This is a genomic window from Enterobacter sp. BIGb0383, assembly GCF_003751845.1.
In the GTDB taxonomy this organism is placed as follows: domain Bacteria; phylum Pseudomonadota; class Gammaproteobacteria; order Enterobacterales; family Enterobacteriaceae; genus BIGb0383.
Genome location: NZ_RJKQ01000009.1, coordinates 1 through 19,780, shown reverse-complemented (window position 1 = coordinate 19,780; position 19,780 = coordinate 1). Strand labels below are relative to the sequence as shown.

General features: G+C 53.6%; 14 protein-coding genes and 1 pseudogene. 4 read left to right on the top strand and 11 right to left on the bottom strand.

The window, feature by feature from the left end; genetic code table 11:
- Window position 1 precedes the first annotated feature (1 nt).
- Window positions 2-319 carry a PTS lactose/cellobiose transporter subunit IIA gene (locus EDF81_RS23390; protein ID WP_123350566.1) on the top strand — a complete coding sequence of 106 codons (318 nt, stop codon included), beginning with the start codon at window positions 2-4 and terminating at the stop codon, window positions 317-319.
- Window positions 320-362: 43 nt separating this feature from the next.
- On the opposite strand, the gene EDF81_RS23385 is transcribed toward EDF81_RS23390, so the two are convergent.
- Window positions 363-980 carry a trimeric intracellular cation channel family protein gene (locus EDF81_RS23385; RefSeq protein ID WP_123350599.1) on the bottom strand — a complete coding sequence of 206 codons (618 nt, stop codon included), beginning with the start codon at window positions 978-980 and terminating at the stop codon, window positions 363-365.
- Between the two features lie 672 nt (window positions 981-1,652).
- On the opposite strand from EDF81_RS23385, the gene EDF81_RS23380 reads away from it, so the two are divergent.
- The 3 genes from EDF81_RS23380 to EDF81_RS23370 all read left to right on the top strand — a co-directional run bounded on the left by EDF81_RS23380 (window position 1,653) and on the right by EDF81_RS23370 (window position 6,100).
- Window positions 1,653-2,492 carry an alpha/beta fold hydrolase gene (locus tag EDF81_RS23380; RefSeq protein ID WP_123350564.1) on the top strand — a complete coding sequence of 280 codons (840 nt, stop codon included), beginning with the start codon at window positions 1,653-1,655 and terminating at the stop codon, window positions 2,490-2,492.
- Window positions 2,493-2,535: 43 nt separating this feature from the next.
- Complete coding sequence (locus tag EDF81_RS23375) at window positions 2,536-4,950, top strand: autotransporter outer membrane beta-barrel domain-containing protein (RefSeq protein WP_148049953.1); 2,415 nt, start codon at window positions 2,536-2,538, stop codon at window positions 4,948-4,950.
- Window positions 4,951-5,077: 127 nt separating this feature from the next.
- On the top strand, window positions 5,078-6,100 hold the full coding sequence (locus EDF81_RS23370; protein WP_123350561.1) for an AraC family transcriptional regulator: 1,023 nt from the start codon (window positions 5,078-5,080) through the stop codon (window positions 6,098-6,100).
- Here the strand turns inward: EDF81_RS23370 and EDF81_RS23365 are convergent.
- The 10 genes and pseudogenes from EDF81_RS23365 to tuf form a co-directional block, all read right to left on the bottom strand.
- Complete coding sequence (locus EDF81_RS23365) at window positions 6,039-7,097, bottom strand: prolyl oligopeptidase family serine peptidase (RefSeq protein ID WP_123350560.1); 1,059 nt, start codon at window positions 7,095-7,097, stop codon at window positions 6,039-6,041. The genes EDF81_RS23370 and EDF81_RS23365 overlap by 62 nt on opposite strands.
- A gap of 142 nt (window positions 7,098-7,239) precedes the next feature.
- Window positions 7,240-11,463: a DNA-directed RNA polymerase subunit beta' gene (rpoC, locus tag EDF81_RS23360; RefSeq protein ID WP_123350559.1), complete on the bottom strand. Its 4,224-nt coding sequence runs from the start codon at window positions 11,461-11,463 to the stop codon at window positions 7,240-7,242.
- A 76-nt stretch (window positions 11,464-11,539) separates the two neighbouring features.
- The gene (gene rpoB, locus EDF81_RS23355) at window positions 11,540-15,568 is read right to left on the bottom strand and encodes a DNA-directed RNA polymerase subunit beta (protein ID WP_123350558.1); all 4,029 of its coding nucleotides are present in this window, start codon (window positions 15,566-15,568) and stop codon (window positions 11,540-11,542) included.
- A gap of 302 nt (window positions 15,569-15,870) precedes the next feature.
- On the bottom strand, window positions 15,871-16,239 hold the full coding sequence (rplL, locus tag EDF81_RS23350) for a 50S ribosomal protein L7/L12 (protein ID WP_039054695.1): 369 nt from the start codon (window positions 16,237-16,239) through the stop codon (window positions 15,871-15,873).
- Between the two features lie 66 nt (window positions 16,240-16,305).
- Window positions 16,306-16,803, bottom strand: coding sequence for a 50S ribosomal protein L10 (rplJ, locus tag EDF81_RS23345; protein ID WP_004109731.1), 498 nt, complete (start codon window positions 16,801-16,803; stop codon window positions 16,306-16,308).
- A gap of 295 nt (window positions 16,804-17,098) precedes the next feature.
- Complete coding sequence (gene rplA, locus EDF81_RS23340) at window positions 17,099-17,803, bottom strand: 50S ribosomal protein L1 (protein WP_123350557.1); 705 nt, start codon at window positions 17,801-17,803, stop codon at window positions 17,099-17,101.
- Window positions 17,804-17,806: 3 nt separating this feature from the next.
- Window positions 17,807-18,235 (bottom strand): 50S ribosomal protein L11, encoded by a 429-nt coding sequence (gene rplK, locus EDF81_RS23335; RefSeq protein ID WP_123350556.1) that lies wholly within the window; start codon window positions 18,233-18,235, stop codon window positions 17,807-17,809.
- Window positions 18,236-18,384: 149 nt separating this feature from the next.
- Window positions 18,385-18,930, bottom strand: coding sequence for a transcription termination/antitermination protein NusG (nusG, locus tag EDF81_RS23330; protein ID WP_123350555.1), 546 nt, complete (start codon window positions 18,928-18,930; stop codon window positions 18,385-18,387).
- A gap of 1 nt (window position 18,931) precedes the next feature.
- On the bottom strand, window positions 18,932-19,315 hold the full coding sequence (gene secE / locus EDF81_RS23325) for a preprotein translocase subunit SecE (RefSeq protein ID WP_123350554.1): 384 nt from the start codon (window positions 19,313-19,315) through the stop codon (window positions 18,932-18,934).
- A gap of 225 nt (window positions 19,316-19,540) precedes the next feature.
- Window positions 19,541-19,780: pseudogene (tuf, locus tag EDF81_RS23320) on the bottom strand (elongation factor Tu); the annotation flags it as partial.

Genomic DNA, 19,780 nt, shown 5'->3' with positions numbered 1-19,780 from the left:
CATGGAAGATTTAGAAACGATCATCATGGAGCTGCTGGTTAACGCCGGTGCTGCACGCAGCTCGGCCCTCACCGCACTGCAGCTGGCGCGTAAAGGCGATTTCGACGGTGCCGAAGCCGCAATGGCGGAATCACGTGAATTTGTGAAGCAGGCACATACCATTCAGACTCAGCTTATCGGCATCGATGAAGGCACCGGTAAGCTACCGGTCAATCTGATCACCGTCCATTCGCAGGATCATCTGATGAATGCCATGGTTATTCAGGATCTGGCCGGGGATATGATTGAACTCTACCGCCGTCTCCCACCCCTGAAGTAACCCACTCTCGTTCGCCAGCGGCCTGGCCGCTGGCATCTCCGTATTAATGCGCACTGTGCTTGTAATCAAACACCGGCAACCCCAGCTTCCAGCGGATCGCCAGCAGTCGGGCCGTAAAGCCGAACAGTAGCGTCGCGATCACCACCACGTCGTGGCTGGTAACAAAATGCCCAAGTACGATATACAGCACGGCTGACGCGAACGCGATCCCGGCGTACAACTCTTTCTGGAACACCAGCGGGATACGTTTGCAGAACATATCCCGCAATACGCCGCCAAACACGCCGGTTACCACCGCCGCAATAATCGCGATAATCGGCCCTTCTCCCATATCGAGGGCAACCTGGGCCCCGATAATGGAAAAGACCACCAGCCCAAGCGCATCCAGCACCAGAAACAGTCGACGCAAATGCGGCATTACCGGCGCAAATATCGTGGTCAGTACCGCCGCGGCCGCCACGATAATGACGTATTCCGGATGCTTCACCCAGCCCAGCGGATAGTGGCCCAGCAGAATATCGCGAACCGAACCGCCGCCGAGTGCCGTAGCCGTCGCAATGATAATCACACCAAAGGTATCCATACGCCGACGTCCCGCGGCAAGTGCGCCGGTCATCGCTTCTGCGGTGATGCCAATAAGATAAAGAGTGTATAGCAGCATAATGCCCCCGTAGTTGCTGGCGGCAGAGTAACGTTTTACGCGCGTCATCTCGATTGAGATTTTCTAAGGCTGGGTCAAAAAGACCTTTATTTTCTTATCACAGCACGCCAAAAATCAAATCATTACTGTTTGATTTAAAATGAAATACTGTAAAACACACGTTGAAATTCGTTATTTTGTGATTAGAAAAACTAATCCTTAATCAGGCTGGTATTACCTTATCCCCCGACAACGCCCCTGGCCGGAAAAATCCGTAAGAACCAATAACCCTAAAATATAAAAGGAATTAATACCTGTTTCTTCATTTTATGCGTAATTAAAACCATCGGTATTGTTCCTGAGTTTATTATTTACCCACCATACCCATTATTTTTGTAATGGTACTCAGCATATTCAAAGATTACTTTTTGAGCGAATCACAACCCTATGAGTTCACAAAACGACCCAGATAAAATAACCAATTGATTTAACTGAACAATTAAAATAAAAAAACTGACTAAACTACGTTTTAATAAAAGAAAATCATATTTATTAATAACTAACAGCGCATTATTAATGAAAAAATTTAATTCAAATTTAGCGCTAAAGTATTTCTCTGTTGCTGCCGTTATAGTTAATACGCCGGCACCCGCGCGGCGATAACCAATGAAAAAGTAAGGTAACCAACGAGTTATGAGAGCTTTGCTGCGCGTAATTTTTAGACTCGCGCTTTTTTGCCCGGTTATTTTACTTGTTGGCTGTGCGGCTTCCGGAAAAGAGAAGGCCGCAGTCATTGCCGCCAGCGCTGGACTAAGAGAGCAGATCGTCACGACATCCCTGTTTAGCTATCAAAGCTTTCAGCGGATCGCCGATCCCGCACTGCCGGTAAACGTCTATATCGAAGGCGACGGGCGGGCATGGATTTCACGCACTCAACCGTCCAGCGATCCCACGCCATCAGAGCCGGTGGCCCTCTACCTTGCCGCCCGCGATCCGGCAAAGAATGTCGTCTGGCTGGCACGTCCGTGCCAGTTTGTCGGTGCCGGAGATAACCTTCGCTGCCAGCAAACCTACTGGACCGATAAACGCTTTGCGCCGGAAATTATTGACTCGATGTCGCAGGCGATAGACAGGATTTTGCAGCACAGCGGCACGAAAAAAATCGCGCTGACGGGCTACTCCGGCGGTGGAACCGTTGCTGCCCTGCTGGCGGCAAAGCGCCAGGATGTGGTTTCCCTGCGCACCGTCGCAGGCTATCTGGATATCGCCTGGGTAAATCAGCAGCACCGCGTCTCGCCGATGCCGGACTCGCTGAACCCGATTGAAACAGCGGTAAAAACGGCAGCCATTCCTCAGATTCATTTTAGCGGTGAATCTGACGCCATCATCTCACCTGCGGTCGCACAGCGATTTGTCCGCAGCGTGGGAGGCCGATGTGCCAGAGCCATGAGCATTCCGGCAATGACGCATCGCGGGCCATGGGAAACCCCGTGGCCGACATTACTCACTATCGCACCAGGCTGTGGCCAATAAGACCGGCACCAGGTCGGTTATTTATAATAATTCGGAGAAGTTTATGATGAAGCGTGCTTTCACTCTTAAGCCCACGATGCTGGCGGTTATTGCGGCATTAGGGGTGACTTATTCACCTGTGATATTTGCCGGAGGGCTTGATACACGTTATATCGACGCCAATGAAAGCGCTGTGTTTTTCCCACAGAGTACTCATTACGATGTGGTTGAGATAACGCCGGAAGGAAGCGTTACGGGCAGTCAGGGTATTCGTAACATGGGTATCATCGGTAAGCTGAACAACTTGGGCACTATCACGGTTGGCGGCTACGGGGTTTATAACAACGGCACCATCAATGAGCTCAATAACTATGGAACGATGACCACGACCGGTGGAAATCTTATCAGTAATGCTCAGGGCGGCACTCTTTCCGCCATTAACAACTACGGTACGATCCAGGGCGCCGGTTTTGGAACGCCCGTGCTGGTTAACTGGAATCCCTCCACGATGGGGTTACTCACCAATAGCGGCACTATCGCTGGCGATATTACCATCTTCACTGGGCAGGGACTGGAGATCGCAGGCGGGGCTGACGATAGGATCGGCGTCCTGACGGGAGCCGGTTCGACGCCTTCCACGCTGGAAGTCGGTAATATCACTATCCAGTCAGGCAGTTTGTCCTTCGTCTCGGGCAACCAGCTGTTAAACAATCATGTTAACGTTGAGGCCGGCGGGGTATATAACGAGCGCGGCAACCTGTATATCGCTAACCCGATTGAGATCCGTGGAGAATATTATCAGTCTGGCGATGCCTCTCTGAACCTGTACGTTTCCAGCGACGCCATCACTGGCGGGGTCTACGGTCAGGATCGTGGATATGGCCAGCTACGTGTTCTCGGTTCGGCGACAATCGCGCCGAGCTCCACCGTTAATCTGGTCAGCCAGGGCTACGCATTTGCGACGGGTCAGCGCTACGTTGTGGTCCTCGCCACCGATGGGGCGCATACAAATTACAACGAAACAACGCTTCACTACTCCGCCACGTCCTGGAATGGCCTGATTAAAGGGACGGCCGTTACGGATAATGAGAGCCAGATGCTGGTCGTACAATTAGGCCCGGATCAGGAAAATTCAAACGGCGGTTCCGAAGGTAACAACCCGAACCCTGATGTTGAGGATAACAACGGCGGTTCCGAAGGTAACAACCCGAACCCTGATATTGAGGATAACAGCGGCGGTTCCGAAGGTAACAACCCGAATCCTGATGTTAAGGATAACACCGGCGGTTCCGAAGGTAACAACCCGAATCCTGATGTTAAGGATAACACCGGCGGTAAGAAGCCGCTTCCGACTCAGCCTAACGCCACCTCTTCCCTGGCCGGTCTGCAGAAATACAGCGGCGTGAAGGATGCGGGCCTGCTGAATCTGTATAACGCCTCCCTGGCGATTGGCTCCACCGCCGAAGCGAACAAAGCCGGAGAGCAGCTCTCTCCGGGTCAGTCTCTGAACGCACGCACCGCCGTCAGCACCACTACCTTCGATATGCTGAATGTCGTCGGCGCACGCGTTGCCTCCGTACAGCTGGCACGAAACAACGGCGGGCAGAGCGGCATCGCAGCGGGTGATGCGGCAGAAGATAGCGCGGTCTGGGGCCAGGTCTTTAACGGCTGGGTCAACCAGGGTACAACGGACAAGATCTCCGGTTATAAAGCCAACTATACCGGCCTTGTCATCGGTGCCGACCGCAATATCACCGATGAAATCTTGCTGGGTGGTGCAGTCAGCTACACCTCCACCAACGTCAAAGGTCAGGATAACGCGTCAGGTTCTAACGCCTACGTGAACTCCTGGGGTCTGACCGCCTATGCGTCTTATAAAGCACAGGACTGGTACAGCAGTCTGTATGCAACGGCGGTAAACCAGGATTATCGCACTCAGCGCCAGATTGATTTCACCGGTTACTCCGGCATTGCTAACGGTAAATTCTCCGGCCAGCAGTATGCGCTGAAAGGTGAGTTCGGTTACCCGCTGGCGTTAACCCAGACGACAAACCTGACCCCGCTGGCAACCCTGAGCTATAGCTATATGCGTCAGGACGGCTATACCGAAACTAACGGCAACGGTGCAGCATTACGCATAGAGCGTTCGCACAGCGATACGCTGAAGTCGGGTCTGGGTGCAAAACTGGAAACGACTCAGGCAACACCGTGGGGCGATGTCGTGCCTTACATTCAGGTGCTGTGGGGCCATCAGTATGACAACAAAGCCAATGACGTTACTGCAAGCTATGCGGCTTCCGTGAATGATACCCGCTTTGTCTCCCAGGGCAGCACGCCTGAAAAAGACAGCGTAGATGTTAACGTCGGTGCGACTCTGCTGCAGTCTGACACCACCAGCATCAGCGCCTACTACGATATCAGCGCGGCACAGGACTACACCAACCAGTCCGTCAGCCTGCGTCTGCGTAAGCTGTTCTAATTTCGCTATCCCTGCAAGCCACCTCCCCGGAGGTGGCTTTTTTATTTCTGTATTCCGGACGTGTGTTTCACACCGTTTTGTGGCACAACATTCCCCTGTGAGCTGTTCTTTTCCGTACAGGTATTCCATGCCGGCTATTCCCTTCCCCTGGTACACCTTATCCATTCTGCTGATTTTACTGCTCAAGATTTGCCTGCAACGCCCTGCAGGCTATCGCAGCAGCGCCACTTTTATTGTGGGGTGTTCGCTGCTGGTGCTGATGTCGGCTCTGCGCTGGCAGTTCGATCATATTCTGCTGCGCCAGCTACAGTCCATCGTGGCTATCGTTCTTCCGCCCCTGGCCTGGCACTGCTTTGCCTGCTTTACAGGGCAGCGCTTCCGGCAAAAAATGGCCGCCTTTGTGGTACCGCCAACCCTCGCTCTCGCCCTGAATCTTATCGCCCCGGCCACCACCGATGCCGTACTGATGCTGCTCTATATCGGCTATGGCTCGGCGCTAATCCGAACGGCGCGTCAGGGCGGGGATCGCTTTATCTTCACGCGGCTAAGCGATACCCGCACAACATCCTTACTCGCTTTTATCGCCGGCGGCTTCCTGTGTTTTTCCGGGCTGACCGATCTGGTCATCGCCCTCGACTTTCATTTTTATCAGGGTCAGCAGGCGCCGCAGCTGGTCGCGATCTCGCAGGCCATCCTGCTCCCCTTTATCTGTTTTGCCATTGTCTGCAGCAGTCGTCCACCGCTTCCTGCTGAGGATTCAGTATCGCCACCCGAAGACCTTAAGGAGAGCGATAGCGAAGAATATGCTGCTACTTATCAGCGGATCGAAATGCTGATAAGCGAACAGCAGCTGTTTCTCAATCCGGATCTGACGCTGAATGCGCTGGCGAGAAAAGCCGGGATCCCCGCACGCCAGATTTCAAAAGCGGTGAATCTGACGCGCGGCTGCAATGTCTCGCAGTGGATCAATGGCTTTCGTATTGACTACGCCCGGCGGCTGTTACGCAGCACTCCTCTGCCGGTGACGGAAATCATGCTGGAGGCGGGGTTTGCCACCAAATCAAATTTCCATCGCGAGTTTTTGCGTATCAGCGGGGTGAGTCCGACGGATTACCGCCGTGCTGCGGCTGAAAATCCAGTGCCTGATTGAGAAAGACGCTGATATCCTGGGCGAGCTGGCGATGAATATCGGCCCTGCTCAGGGTGCCGCCATCCTGGCAGACAATCTCATCACCCGGATCTTTTTCGGCAATTAGCGCGCCCGCACCGGGTTTGCACAGCTGCATAAAGCTAAAGTGGGTAGCCCCTTCCACACTCCGATCGCGCCTTACGGCAGCAGGGATATGCTCTGCCAGATAGCCGGATTCCAGCTTCGCGGGTAATTCGTCGCTATCCGCCTGTGCCGCCATAATCAGCGTCGGGATCGCAATCTGTGAAAGCGATTCGGGCGTGAAACCGCGGGCCAGGCCCAGATCGAGTGACACAACGGCCTTGATTTTCGGTTCGCGTGCGTTTGCCGCAAGCCGTTCAGCGGCGTGATTAATACCCAGTGTCTGAATTAGCTTACAGGCTGACAGCCCCGCATGTGCCCGGCAATCGGTCTGGAAGCGTTCCGCGTCAAAGCGTGCTCCCGCCAGTTCCAGCACCGTCCAGCCGCCAAGAGAGTGCCCGGCGGCGGCGATTCGCTGCGTATCAACCTGTCCGGCAAGAGATGGCGTCGCGAGAATTGTCGCCATCACCCACTGGAGATCCTGCGGGCGTCGCCAGAGCTGCTTCGCATCCTCCGGGTTTTTATTCAGTGTGGTGGTGCCGGGATGATCGACCGCCGCCACGATGTAGCCCTGAGCCGCCATGGCGGATGCCAGCCAGTTCAGATTTCGCCAGTTGCCACCATAGCCGTGAGACAGCAGAAGCAGCGGATGTACGCCCGCTTCTGGCTTCGCCTCACGCAGCGCGGAGGTGCCATAAAACACAATATTATCGCCCACCTTTTCCGGACTGCCGGTTTCGGCGGTGGGATACCAGACGGCAATATTGAGAGGACGAGAGCCCTCCTCGTTGATGCTCAGCTGGCGAAAAGCCGTGTCGGCCCAGGTTGTTGCGCTAAAGAGGAAGCTGAGAAGTAAGAAAGATAAGCGTCGTAGCATGATAGTCTCCGGTGAATTAACAGAGACGCATTCTGGTCACGATCGCCCGGTTCACGCGTCCTGAAACGCGATCGAGGACCTTTTTTGGCAGATTACAGACATAAAAAAACCCGCCGAAGCGGGTTTTTATTACGCAGAACGATTACTCGTTGTCGGAACCGCCCAGACCTGCGTTCAGCAGTTCTGCCAGGCTGGCAGACGCATCTTCAGCAGTAACCTGAGGTGCTGCTGGCGCTTCGCCAGCAGCACGACGACGGATACGATCCTGGTGGTACGCATAACCGGTACCGGCCGGGATCAGACGACCCACGATAACGTTCTCTTTCAGACCGCGCAGTTCATCACGTTTACCTGCAACGGCAGCTTCGGTCAGGACACGCGTGGTCTCCTGGAAGGATGCTGCAGAGATGAAGGACTCGGTTGCCAGAGACGCTTTGGTGATACCCAGCAGGTCGCGAGCATAGGTTGCTGCAACTTTGCCATTCGTTTCCAGATCGCGGTTAGCAATCTTGACGCGAGAGTATTCGACCTGCTCGCCTTCCAGGAAGTCGGAGCTACCTGCGCTGGCGATGGTTGCTTTACGCAGCATCTGACGAACGATAACTTCGATGTGCTTATCGTTAATCTTAACGCCCTGCAGACGGTAAACGTCCTGCACTTCGTTAGTGATGTAACGGGTAACAGCATGCACACCACGCAGACGCAGAATGTCGTGCGGCGCTTCCGGACCGTCAGAAACCACGTCACCACGTTCAACACGCTCGCCTTCGAACACGTTGAGCTGACGCCATTTCGGAATCATCTCTTCGTACGGCTCGCTACCGTCTAACGGAGTGATAACCAGACGACGTTTCCCTTTGGTTTCTTTACCGAAGGAAATGATGCCGGTGATTTCCGCCAGGATTGCAGGCTCTTTCGGACGACGGGCTTCAAACAGGTCAGCAACGCGTGGCAGACCACCGGTGATATCTTTGGTACCGCTGGATTCCTGCGGAATACGCGCCAGAGCATCACCCGCACCGATCTGGATACCATCTTCCAGCTGAACAATCGCTTTACCTGGCAGGAAGTACTGAGCAGGCATATCGGTACCTGGGATCAGAACATCGTTACCGTTAGCATCAACGATTTTCAGTGCCGGACGCAGGTCTTTACCACCCGCAGTACGTTCTGCAGAATCCAGAACCACCAGCGAAGAGAGACCGGTCAGTTCGTCGGTCTGACGAGTAATCGTCTGGCCGTCGATCATATCGGTGAAGCGGATGAAACCAGCCACTTCGGTGATAACCGGCATGGTATGCGGATCCCAGTTTGCTACGGTTTCGCCGCCTGCAACCTGCTCACCATCACCTTTGCCCATTACCGCACCGTAAGGCACTTTATAGCTCTCTTTGGTACGACCGAATTCGTCGATCAGTTTCAGCTCGGTGTTACGGGAGGTCACCACCAGCTTACCGCTGGAGTTCACAACCGACTTCGCGTTGCTGAGCTTGATGCTACCTTTGTTTTTCACCTGGATGCTGGATTCAGCAGCCGCACGAGATGCCGCACCACCGATGTGGAACGTACGCATCGTCAGCTGTGTACCCGGCTCACCGATGGACTGTGCCGCGATAACGCCGATGGCTTCACCTTTGTTGATGATGTGGCCACGCGCCAGGTCACGACCGTAGCAGTGCGCACACACACCAAAGTCGGTGTCACAGGATACAACGGAACGCACTTTGACGGAGTCAACAGAGTTCGCTTCCAGCAGATCACACCAGTGCTCGTGCAGCAGGGTGTTACGCGGAACCAGAATGTCTGCGGTGCCCGGCTTCAGAATATCTTCAGCGGTCACACGACCCAGAACACGATCGCGCAGCGGCTCTTTAACATCACCACCCTCGATAACCGGGGTCATGGTGATACCTTCGAGGGTGCCACAGTCGTCTTCGGTCACGACCAGATCCTGCGCAACGTCTACCAGACGACGAGTCAGGTAACCGGAGTTCGCCGTTTTCAGTGCGGTATCCGCCAGACCTTTACGCGCACCGTGCGTGGAGATGAAGTACTGGAGTACGTTCAGACCTTCACGGAAGTTCGCGGTGATCGGCGTTTCGATGATGGAGCCATCCGGCTTCGCCATCAGACCACGCATACCAGCAAGCTGACGAATCTGGGCTGCAGAACCACGCGCACCGGAGTCGGCCATCATGTAGATGCTGTTAAAGGAAACCTGCTGCTCTTCAACGCCGTCACGGTTAATAACGGTTTCAGTCTGCAGGTTATCCATCATCGCTTTGGAAACGCGATCGTTCGCCGCGGCCCAGATATCGATGACTTTGTTGTAGCGTTCGCCGGCGGTTACCAGACCAGACTGGAACTGCTCCTGGATCTCAGCAACTTCCGCTTCCGCTTCAGAGATGATCTCGTGTTTCTTCTCCGGGATGACCATGTCATCGATACCAACGGATGCACCTGAACGCGCTGCATAAGCAAAGCCGGTGTACATCGTCTGGTCCGCGAAGATAACGGTCGGTTTCAGACCCAGAATGCGGTAACAGGTGTTCAGCATTTTGGAGATCGCTTTCTTGCCCAGCGCCTGGTTGACGATGGAGAAAGGCAGACCTTTCGGTACGATCATCCACAGAATCGCACGGCCAACGGTCGTGTCTTTCAGGCTGGTAACCGCAACGAACTCGCCGTTTTCATCTTTTTCATATTCGGTGATACGCACTTTAACGCGCGCATGCAGAGAGGCCAGGCCAGCGCGATAAATACGCTCGGCTTCTTTCGGGCCAGTCAGCACCATGCCTTCGCCTTTGGCGTTAACACAGTCACGGGTCATGTAGTACAGACCCAGTACAACGTCCTGAGACGGAACGATGATAGGTTCGCCGTTCGCCGGGGACAGGATGTTGTTGGTAGACATCATCAGCGCACGCGCTTCGAGCTGGGCTTCCAGCGTCAGCGGTACGTGAACAGCCATCTGGTCACCATCGAAGTCGGCGTTATAGGCCGCACAAACCAGCGGGTGCAGCTGGATAGCTTTACCTTCGATCAGTACTGGCTCAAATGCCTGGATACCCAGACGGTGCAGTGTTGGTGCACGGTTCAGCAGTACCGGGTGTTCGCGGATCACTTCATCCAGGATATCCCAGACGACAGCTTCTTCGCGCTCAACCATTTTCTTAGCGGCTTTGATGGTGGTGGCCAGGCCACGCAGTTCCAGCTTGCCGTAGATGAACGGTTTGAACAGCTCCAGCGCCATTTTCTTCGGCAGACCGCACTGATGCAGACGCAGGTATGGACCTACGGTGATTACAGAACGACCGGAGTAGTCAACACGCTTACCGAGCAGGTTCTGACGGAAACGACCCTGCTTACCTTTGATCATATCGGCCAAAGATTTCAGCGGACGCTTGTTAGAACCGGTGATCGCACGACCGCGACGACCGTTATCCAGCAGGGCATCTACCGCTTCCTGCAGCATACGTTTTTCGTTACGTACGATGATATCCGGCGCAGCCAGATCCAGCAGACGTTTCAGACGGTTGTTACGGTTGATCACGCGACGGTACAGATCGTTCAGATCCGACGTTGCGAAACGACCACCATCCAGCGGAACCAGCGGACGCAGATCTGGCGGCAGAACCGGCAGAACGGTCAGGATCATCCACTCCGGCTTGTTGCCAGACTGAACGAAAGCTTCAAGCAGTTTGATACGCTTGGTCAGCTTCTTACGCTTGGTTTCGGAGTTGGTTTCGTTCAGCTCTTCGCGCAGCTGCTCGCATTCCTGCTCCAGGTCCATGCTCTTCAGCAGAGCCTGGATCGCTTCCGCACCCATCTTGGCGTCGAATTCGTCACCGAACTCTTCCAGCGCATCCAGATACTGCTCTTCAGTCAGGATCTGATTACGTTCCAGGTTGGTCATCCCGCCTTCGATTACCACATAGGATTCGAAGTACAGTACGCGTTCGATATCACGCAGCGGCATATCCAGCAGCAGGCCGATACGGGACGGCAGAGATTTCAGGAACCAGATGTGGGCAGTCGGAGACGCCAGCTCGATGTGGCCCATGCGCTCACGACGCACTTTGGTCTGGGTCACTTCAACGCCGCACTTCTCACAAATAACACCACGGTGTTTCAGGCGCTTGTACTTACCGCACAGGCACTCGTAGTCTTTTACCGGCCCAAAGATACGGGCGCAGAACAGACCGTCACGCTCAGGTTTGAACGTACGGTAGTTAATGGTTTCCGGCTTTTTAACTTCACCGAAAGACCATGAACGGATCATGTCTGGCGAGGCCAGAGCAATTTTGATCGCATCAAACTCTTCGGTTTTAGTTTGCGCTTTCAGAAACTTTAGTAAGTCTTTCACGGATTTGCTCCCGTCGGAGTTAGCACAATCTGGCGCCGGGTATCACCCCGGCACCAGTGACCTGTTTGAGCGAGAGTTACTCGTCTTCCAGTTCGATGTTGATACCCAGCGAACGAATCTCTTTCAACAGTACGTTGAAGGACTCTGGCATGCCCGGTTCCATCTGATGGTTGCCGTCCACGATGTTTTTATACATCTTGGTACGACCGTTGACGTCATCAGACTTAACGGTGAGCATTTCCTGCAGGGTGTATGCCGCGCCGTATGCTTCCAGCGCCCACACTTCCATCTCCCCGAAGCGCTGACCACCGAACTGCGCCTTACCACCCAGCGGCTGCTGAGTAACCAGGCTGTAAGAACCGGTAGAACGCGCATGCATTTTGTCATCAACCAGGTGGTTCAGTTTCAGCATATACATGTAGCCAACGGTAACCTGGCGCTCGAATTGCTCACCGGTACGACCGTCGAACAGTGTGATCTGACCGGAAGTCGGCAGGCCACCCAGCTGTAACAGTTCCTTGATTTCAGACTCTTTCGCACCGTCGAATACCGGCGTTGCGATAGGCATACCTTTTTTCAGGTTCTCAGCCAGACGCAGGACTTCTTCATCGCTGAAGGTGTTCAGGTCGACTTTCTGACGAACATCAGAGCCCAGATCATACGCACGCTGGATGAACTCGCGCAGTTTGGCGACTTCCTGCTGCTGTTTCAGCATGGCGTTGATCTTATCGCCGATACCTTTCGCAGCCATACCCAGGTGGGTTTCCAGAATCTGACCGATGTTCATACGAGACGGTACGCCCAGCGGGTTCAGTACGATGTCTACCGGCGTGCCGTTTTCATCGTAAGGCATGTCTTCGATCGGGTTGATCTTAGAGATAACACCCTTGTTACCGTGACGACCCGCCATTTTGTCACCAGGCTGAATCTGACGTTTAACGGCCAGATACACTTTCACAATCTTCAGCACGCCCGGTGCCAGATCGTCGCCCTGAGTGATTTTGCGGCGTTTCGCTTCGAGTTTTTTCTCGAACTCGTGTTTCAGCTCGTCATACTGCTCAGCCAGCTGTTCCAGCTGATTCTGTTTCTCTTCGTCGGTCAGGCCCAGTTCCAGCCAGCGATCGCGCGGCAGCTTGTCGAGCTTCTCAGCTTCAACACCACCGGCAACCAGCACCGCGTAGATACGACCAAACAGGCCAGCTTCGAGGATCTGCAGTTCTTCAGACAGGTCTTTCTTAGCCTGTTTGAGCTGCATCTCTTCGATTTCCAGCGCACGTTTGTCTTTTTCCACGCCATCGCGGGTGAAGACCTGAACGTCGATGATCGTACCGGACACACCGTTAGGTACGCGCAGAGAAGAGTCTTTAACGTCAGACGCTTTCTCACCGAAGATCGCACGCAGCAGTTTCTCTTCTGGCGTCAGCTGGGTTTCACCTTTCGGCGTTACCTTACCAACCAGAATGTCGCCGCCGGTCACTTCTGCACCGATGTAAACGATACCGGATTCATCCAATTTGGAGAGCGCAGCTTCACCCACGTTCGGGATGTCAGCGGTGATCTCTTCCGGCCCCAGCTTGGTGTCACGGGACACACACGCCAGTTCCTGGATATGAATCGTGGTGAAACGATCTTCCTGAACCACACGCTCGGAGACGAGGATGGAGTCTTCGAAGTTGTAACCATTCCACGGCATGAACGCTACGCGCATGTTCTGACCGAGCGCCAGCTCACCGAGGTCGGTGGACGGACCATCTGCCAGCACGTCGCCGCGCTCAATTGGCTCACCCAGAGACACACACGGCATCTGGTTGATACAGGTGTTCTGGTTAGAACGGGTGTATTTGGTCAGGTTATAGATGTCGATACCCGCTTCGCCCGCGTGCATCTCGTCTTCGTTAACTTTGATAACGATACGGGAAGCATCAACGTACTGAACGGTACCGCCACGCTTAGCCACTGCAGTAACACCGGAGTCAACGGCAACAGCACGTTCCATACCGGTACCAACCAGCGGCTTATCAGCGCGCAGGGTCGGAACCGCCTGACGTTGCATGTTCGCACCCATCAGGGCACGGTTGGCGTCATCGTGTTCCAGGAACGGGATCAGGGACGCACCGACGGAAACCACCTGCTGGGTGGATACGTCCATGTAGTCAACCTGGTCTGCGCTGAACAGGCTGGACTCGCCGTTGCTACGGCAGGTAACCAGATCTTCAGCAAAACCGCCTTCGTCAGTCAGGTTGGTGTTCGCCTGAGCAATAACGTAGTTACCTTCTTCGATTGCAGAAAGGTAATGGATTTCATCGGTCACGATACCGTCGGTCACTTTACGATACGGGGTCTCAAGGAAACCGTATTCGTTTGTCTGTGCGTACACGGACAGGGAGTTGATCAGACCGATGTTCGGACCTTCAGGCGTTTCGATTGGACATACGCGACCGTAGTGAGTCGGGTGTACGTCTCGAACTTCAAAGCCTGCGCGTTCACGGGTCAGACCACCCGGGCCGAGTGCAGAGATACGGCGTTTGTGCGTAATCTCAGACAGCGGGTTGTTCTGGTCCATAAACTGGGACAGCTGGCTGGAACCGAAGAACTCTTTCACCGCCGCCGAAATCGGCTTGGCGTTGATCATGTCCTGCGGCATCAGGGTATCCAGATCGCCCAGAGACAGACGCTCTTTCACCGCACGTTCTACACGCACCAGGCCAACGCGGAACTGGTTTTCCGCCATTTCGCCAACGGAACGGATACGACGGTTGCCGAGGTGGTCGATATCGTCCACTTCGCCTTTGCCGTTACGGATACCGATGAGCTTTTTCATCACTTCGATGATGTCTTCTTTGCTCAGGATACCGGAACCTTCAATGCTGTCGCGCAGCAGAGAACGGTTGAACTTCATACGGCCAACCGCGGACAGATCGTAGCGGTCTTCAGAGAAGAACAGGTTCTCAAACAGGCTTTCAGCCGCTTCACGGGTCGGCGGCTCGCCCGGGCGCATCATGCGGTAGATTTCTACCAGCGCGCTCAGACGATCGGTGGTCGGGTCGACACGTACGGTTTCGGACATGTACGAACCGTGATCCAGGTCGTTGGTGAACAGGGTTTCGATGTGCTTGTGACCTGCCTGGCTCAGTTTAGCCAGCAGATCCAGCGACAGCTCCATGTTCGCCGGGCAAATCAGTTCGCCCGTGGATGCGTCAACGTAGTCTTTAGAGGAGACTTTACCCGCGATGTACTCAACCGGCACTTCGATATGTTTAATATCGTCTTTTTCCAGCTGACGGATATGGCGCGCGGTAATACGGCGGCCTTTCTCAACGTACACTTTGCCGTCGGCTTCGATATCGAAAGATGCGGTTTCACCACGCAGGCGCTCAGGCACGAGCTCCATCTGCAGCTTGTTGTCGCGAATTTCAAACACCACTTTGTCGAAGAAGATATCGAGGATCTGTTCGGTGGTGTATTGCAGCGCGCGCAGAATGATGGTCGCCGGCAGTTTACGACGACGGTCAATACGCACGAACAGGTTGTCTTTCGGGTCGAACTCGAAATCCAGCCAGGAGCCGCGGTAAGGAATGATGCGCGCGTTATACAGCACTTTACCCGAAGAGTGGGTTTTACCTTTGTCGCTGTCGAAGAAGACGCCAGGACTACGGTGCAGCTGAGAAACGATAACACGCTCGGTGCCGTTGATAACAAAGGTACCATTGTCGGTCATGAGCGGAATTTCGCCCATGTAGACTTCTTGTTCTTTGATGTCTTTAACGGTGCCTTCCGGCGCTTCGCGCTCGTAGATCACCAGACGCAGCTTAACGCGCAGCGGTGCCGAATAGGTCACGCCACGGATCTGACATTCAGTTACGTCAAAGACCGGCTCACCCAAACGGTAGCTGACATACTGCAGCTCAGAGTTACCGCTGTAGCTCTTGATCGGGAATACGGAACGGAATGCCGCTTCCAGACCATACTGGCCTTCAGGATCTTGCTCGATGAACTTCTGGAACGAGTCAAGCTGGATAGAAAGGAGATAAGGAATGTCCAGCACTTGCGGACGTTTTCCAAAATCCTTACGAATACGTTTTTTCTCGGTATAGGAGTAAACCATTAGGGTTCCTCAGCTCGCTGACAAGTCGACCCACTCTGTCCATTGGAGGACAGTTTATGCGACACCATTTTGTTGACCGGAAAATGGAACACTTTCCGCAATGCGTGTTGCTATCACTCTTAAATCATTTCGTTGCGTTGTACCGCAATATATTAAGTCGTCGATAGAAACAAACATTGAAAGGCAAGCCAGCAGTCAAACGGTGTGAAATGCTACTGACGCCCTACAGCGCAAAAAGGCTGGTGACTAAAAAGTCACCAGCCATCAGCCTAATTTCTCAGGCTGCAACCGGAAGGGTTGGCTTATTTAACTTCAACTTCAGCGCCAGCTTCTTCCAGAGATTTTTTCAGAGCTTCAGCGTCATCTTTGCTCACGCCTTCTTTCAGAGCGGCCGGAGCAGATTCTACCAGGTCTTTAGCTTCTTTCAGACCCAGGCCAGTAGCGCTACGTACTGCTTTGATTACAGCAACTTTGTTAGCACCAGCAGCTTTCAGAATAACGTCGAACTCGGTTTTCTCTTCAGCAGCTTCAGCAGCCGGGCCAGCAGCAACAGCTACAGCGGCAGCAGCAGAAACACCGAATTTTTCTTCCATTGCAGAGATCAGTTCTACAACGTCCATTACGGACATAGCTGCAACTGCTTCAATGATTTGATCTTTAGTGATAGACATTTAAATTGTTCCTGAATATCAGAATAAGTTTATACGTAAGCAAATGCTTTACAAAGATAACTGCGATTACGCAGCTTCTTTGGCATCGCGAACAGCAGCCAGAGTGCGAACCAGTTTGCCAGCCGAAGCTTCTTTCATGGTTGCCATCAGGCGTGCAATTGCTTCTTCGTAGGTCGGCAGAGTTGCCAGGCGGTCGATCTGAGACGCCGGGATCAGCTCGCCTTCAAAGGCAGCGGCTTTAACCTCAAATTTTGCATTCGCTTTCGCGAAATCTTTGAACAGACGAGCAGCAGCGCCCGGGTGTTCCATAGAATATGCAATCAGGGTCGGACCAACAAACGTGTCTTTCAGGCACTCGAACGGAGTACCTTCAACGACGCGGCGCAGCAGGGTGTTACGAACAACACGCATGTATACGCCAGCTTCACGACCTGCTTTACGCAGTTCAGTCATTTTATCTACAGTCACGCCACGGGAATCCGCAACTACTGCAGACAGCGCGCCTTTGGCTACTTCGCTGACTTCAGCAACAATCGCTTGTTTGTCTTGAAGATTTAAAGCCATTAGCTTTGCTCCTGGATGTTTGCCCAGGGCTCATGCCCTGGAACTCACTTCACTCTTCTCAAAGAAAAGAGCGTCTTAATACGGTGAGCAGAAACAAGCCAAAGATACTTATAAAAATGTCTTCAGGTTCTGTCACCGTCTACGCAGGAAATTAAGCTTCTTGCGAAACACCTGCGGTCTTGGACGGAGGCCTGGATAAGGCCAGGCTCCAACCGAAAATTCTTTCTACCTGCTAACTTTCGTTAGCAAACGTGGGGGTAAGATTGTAGACAAATCCACCGCCCACGTAAAGGTATTAGTTTGCAGAAGCGCTCAGGCCAGCCTGATCAACTGCAACACCTGCACCCATGGTGGTGGAGATGCTAACTTTCTTGATGTACACGCCTTTCGCCTGAGTCGGTTTTGCTTTTTTCAGCGCAACCAGCAGAGATTCCAGGTTTTCTTTCAGTTTGTCAGCGTCAAAGTCCACTTTACCGATGGTGGTGTGGATGATGCCGTTTTTGTCGTTACGGTAACGAACCTGACCTGCTTTAGCATTTTTAACTGCTTCAGCAACGTTCGGAGTTACAGTACCAACTTTCGGGTTAGGCATCAGGCCACGCGGACCCAGAACCTGGCCCAGCTGGCCAACAACGCGCATTGCATCCGGGGAAGCAATAACAACGTCGAAGTTCATTTCGCCTTTCTTGATCTGGTCAGCCAGATCTTCCATACCTACCAGCTCAGCGCCAGCTGCTTTAGCAGCTTCGGCGTTCGGGCCCTGGGCAAATACGGCTACGCGAACGGAACGGCCAGTACCGTGCGGCAGTACAGTTGCACCACGTACGTTCTGGTCAGATTTACGTGCGTCGATGCCGAGGTTAACGGCAACGTCTACGCTTTCTACGAATTTAGCGGTGGCCAGCTCTTTCAGCAGAGCAAGGGCTTCGTTGATGTCGTACTGCTTAGCAACGTCAACTTTGTCACGGATCACGCGCATACGCTTGGTCAGTTTAGCCATGTCTTAATCCTCCACTACCAGGCCCATGGAACGTGCAGTACCTTCGATTGAGCGAGTCATCGCTTCAATGTCAGAACCCGTCATGTCGGCAGCTTTGGTCTGCGCGATTTCCTGCAGCTGAGCGCGGGAAATTTTACCTACTTTGTCTTTGTTCGGCTTACCGGAACCAGACTTAATACCAGCCGCTTTCTTCAGCAGAACTGCTGCCGGAGGCGTTTTGGTAACGAAGGTGAAAGAACGGTCAGCGTAAACGGTAATAACAACCGGAATCGGCAGACCTTTTTCCAGGGAATCTGTCTTAGCGTTGAATGCTTTACAGAATTCCATGATGTTAACACCCTGCTGACCCAGAGCCGGACCAACCGGTGGGCTCGGGTTAGCCATGCCAGCTGCAACCTGCAGCTTGACGTAGGCTTGTACTTTCTTAGCCATTGCAAAATCCTCGTTTGGGTAATAGCGCCCGAAGGCTCCCCGGTTAAATACGTTTTATGGGCGAGGCCCATAAAAACAAAAGGCGCGAAATTGTATGCCAATCTCGCGCCCTGTGCAACGGTTAAATCGCCGCTTTTTTACTCGTCGACTTAGGCTTTCTCAACCTGGCCGAAGTCCAGCTCTACCGGGGTCGCACGACCGAAGATAGAAACGGAAACCTTCAGGCGGGACTTCTCGTAGTCCACTTCTTCAACCACGCCGTTAAAGTCAGCAAACGGACCATCGCTAACGCGAACCATTTCACCCGGCTCAAACATCGTTTTCGGCCGCGGCTTATCACCCACCTGCTGCAGGCGGTTCATGATCGCATCGACTTCTTTGTCGCTGATTGGCGCCGGACGGTCAGAGGTACCGCCAATGAAGCCCATCACACGCGGTACGCTGCGCACCAGGTGCCAGCTTGCGTCGTTCATCACCATCTGAACCAGCACGTAACCCGGGAAGAATTTGCGCTCGCTTTTGCGACGCTGGCCGCCACGGATTTCGACCACTTCTTCGGTCGGAACCATGACTTCACCAAACAACTCTTCCATGTTGTGTAATTTGATATGCTCACGCAGCGAGGTGGCTACGCGGCCTTCAAAACCGGAAAACGCCTGAACGACGTACCAGCGCTTTTTAGGAGCTTCAGACATCTCAGAACCTCAGGCCAGTGATAAAGGAGACCAGGCGGACCAGAATACCATCCAGCCCCCACAGGATCAGGGACATTACTGCAGTAACTGCGGCTACGATCAGCGTGGTGTGCAAGGTTTCCTGGCGAGTTGGCCAAATAACCTTACGCACTTCAGTTCTCGCTTCACGCGCAAAAGCAACGGTCGCTTTACCTTTGACGGTAAGCAGCGCGACACCGCCTGCAGCAGCGATCAGAGCCACTACAGCCAGTGCACGCAGCGGCAGTATCATATCGCTAAAGGCAAGGTTACCGCCGATGGCAGCAGCCAGCAGTAAAGCAACAACGATCCACTTAATCGCTTCCAGGCCGCGCCCGCTCCCTTGAGCTTCGGTATTCGCACTCATAAACCAACCTGTCAGAAGAATTCTACAAATATAATCACCCCGCATACGCGAGGCTAACCAGATAACCTAACTTGAGCTTTAAGCTCAACGCCCTCTTCAGAGCCTGTCTCAGCAATGATTATGACAAAAAAAATCACTGATGAGCCAGGTTCTGGTTCGAAAGCGTGCAAAAAGGGCATCAAATGATGCCCCTTTCATGCGCATTGCGTCAAATGTTATCAGCGATTAAGCGATAACTTTAGCAACAACGCCCGCACCAACAGTACGGCCGCCTTCACGGATTGCGAAACGCAGACCGTCGTCCATCGCGATCGGGTGGATCAGGGTAACAACCATTTTGATGTTGTCGCCCGGCATTACCATCTCAACACCTTCCGGCAGTTCGATGGTGCCAGTCACGTCAGTTGTACGGAAGTAGAACTGCGGACGGTAGCCTTTGAAGAACGGAGTATGACGGCCGCCTTC

Coding starts and splice junctions, on each gene's coding strand:
- secE (WP_123350554.1), bottom strand. CDS start 19,315: ATGAGTGCGAATACCGAAGCTCAAGGGAGCGGGCGCGGCCTGGAAGCG.
- EDF81_RS23375 (WP_148049953.1), top strand. CDS start 2,536: ATGATGAAGCGTGCTTTCACTCTTAAGCCCACGATGCTGGCGGTTATT.
- EDF81_RS23390 (WP_123350566.1), top strand. CDS start 2: ATGGAAGATTTAGAAACGATCATCATGGAGCTGCTGGTTAACGCCGGT.
- rplL (WP_039054695.1), bottom strand. CDS start 16,239: ATGTCTATCACTAAAGATCAAATCATTGAAGCAGTTGCAGCTATGTCC.
- rpoB (WP_123350558.1), bottom strand. CDS start 15,568: ATGGTTTACTCCTATACCGAGAAAAAACGTATTCGTAAGGATTTTGGA.
- EDF81_RS23365 (WP_123350560.1), bottom strand. CDS start 7,097: ATGCTACGACGCTTATCTTTCTTACTTCTCAGCTTCCTCTTTAGCGCA.
- rplJ (WP_004109731.1), bottom strand. CDS start 16,803: ATGGCTTTAAATCTTCAAGACAAACAAGCGATTGTTGCTGAAGTCAGC.
- EDF81_RS23370 (WP_123350561.1), top strand. CDS start 5,078: ATGCCGGCTATTCCCTTCCCCTGGTACACCTTATCCATTCTGCTGATT.
- EDF81_RS23385 (WP_123350599.1), bottom strand. CDS start 980: ATGCTGCTATACACTCTTTATCTTATTGGCATCACCGCAGAAGCGATG.
- nusG (WP_123350555.1), bottom strand. CDS start 18,930: ATGTCTGAAGCTCCTAAAAAGCGCTGGTACGTCGTTCAGGCGTTTTCC.
- rplK (WP_123350556.1), bottom strand. CDS start 18,235: ATGGCTAAGAAAGTACAAGCCTACGTCAAGCTGCAGGTTGCAGCTGGC.
- EDF81_RS23380 (WP_123350564.1), top strand. CDS start 1,653: ATGAGAGCTTTGCTGCGCGTAATTTTTAGACTCGCGCTTTTTTGCCCG.
- rplA (WP_123350557.1), bottom strand. CDS start 17,803: ATGGCTAAACTGACCAAGCGTATGCGCGTGATCCGTGACAAAGTTGAC.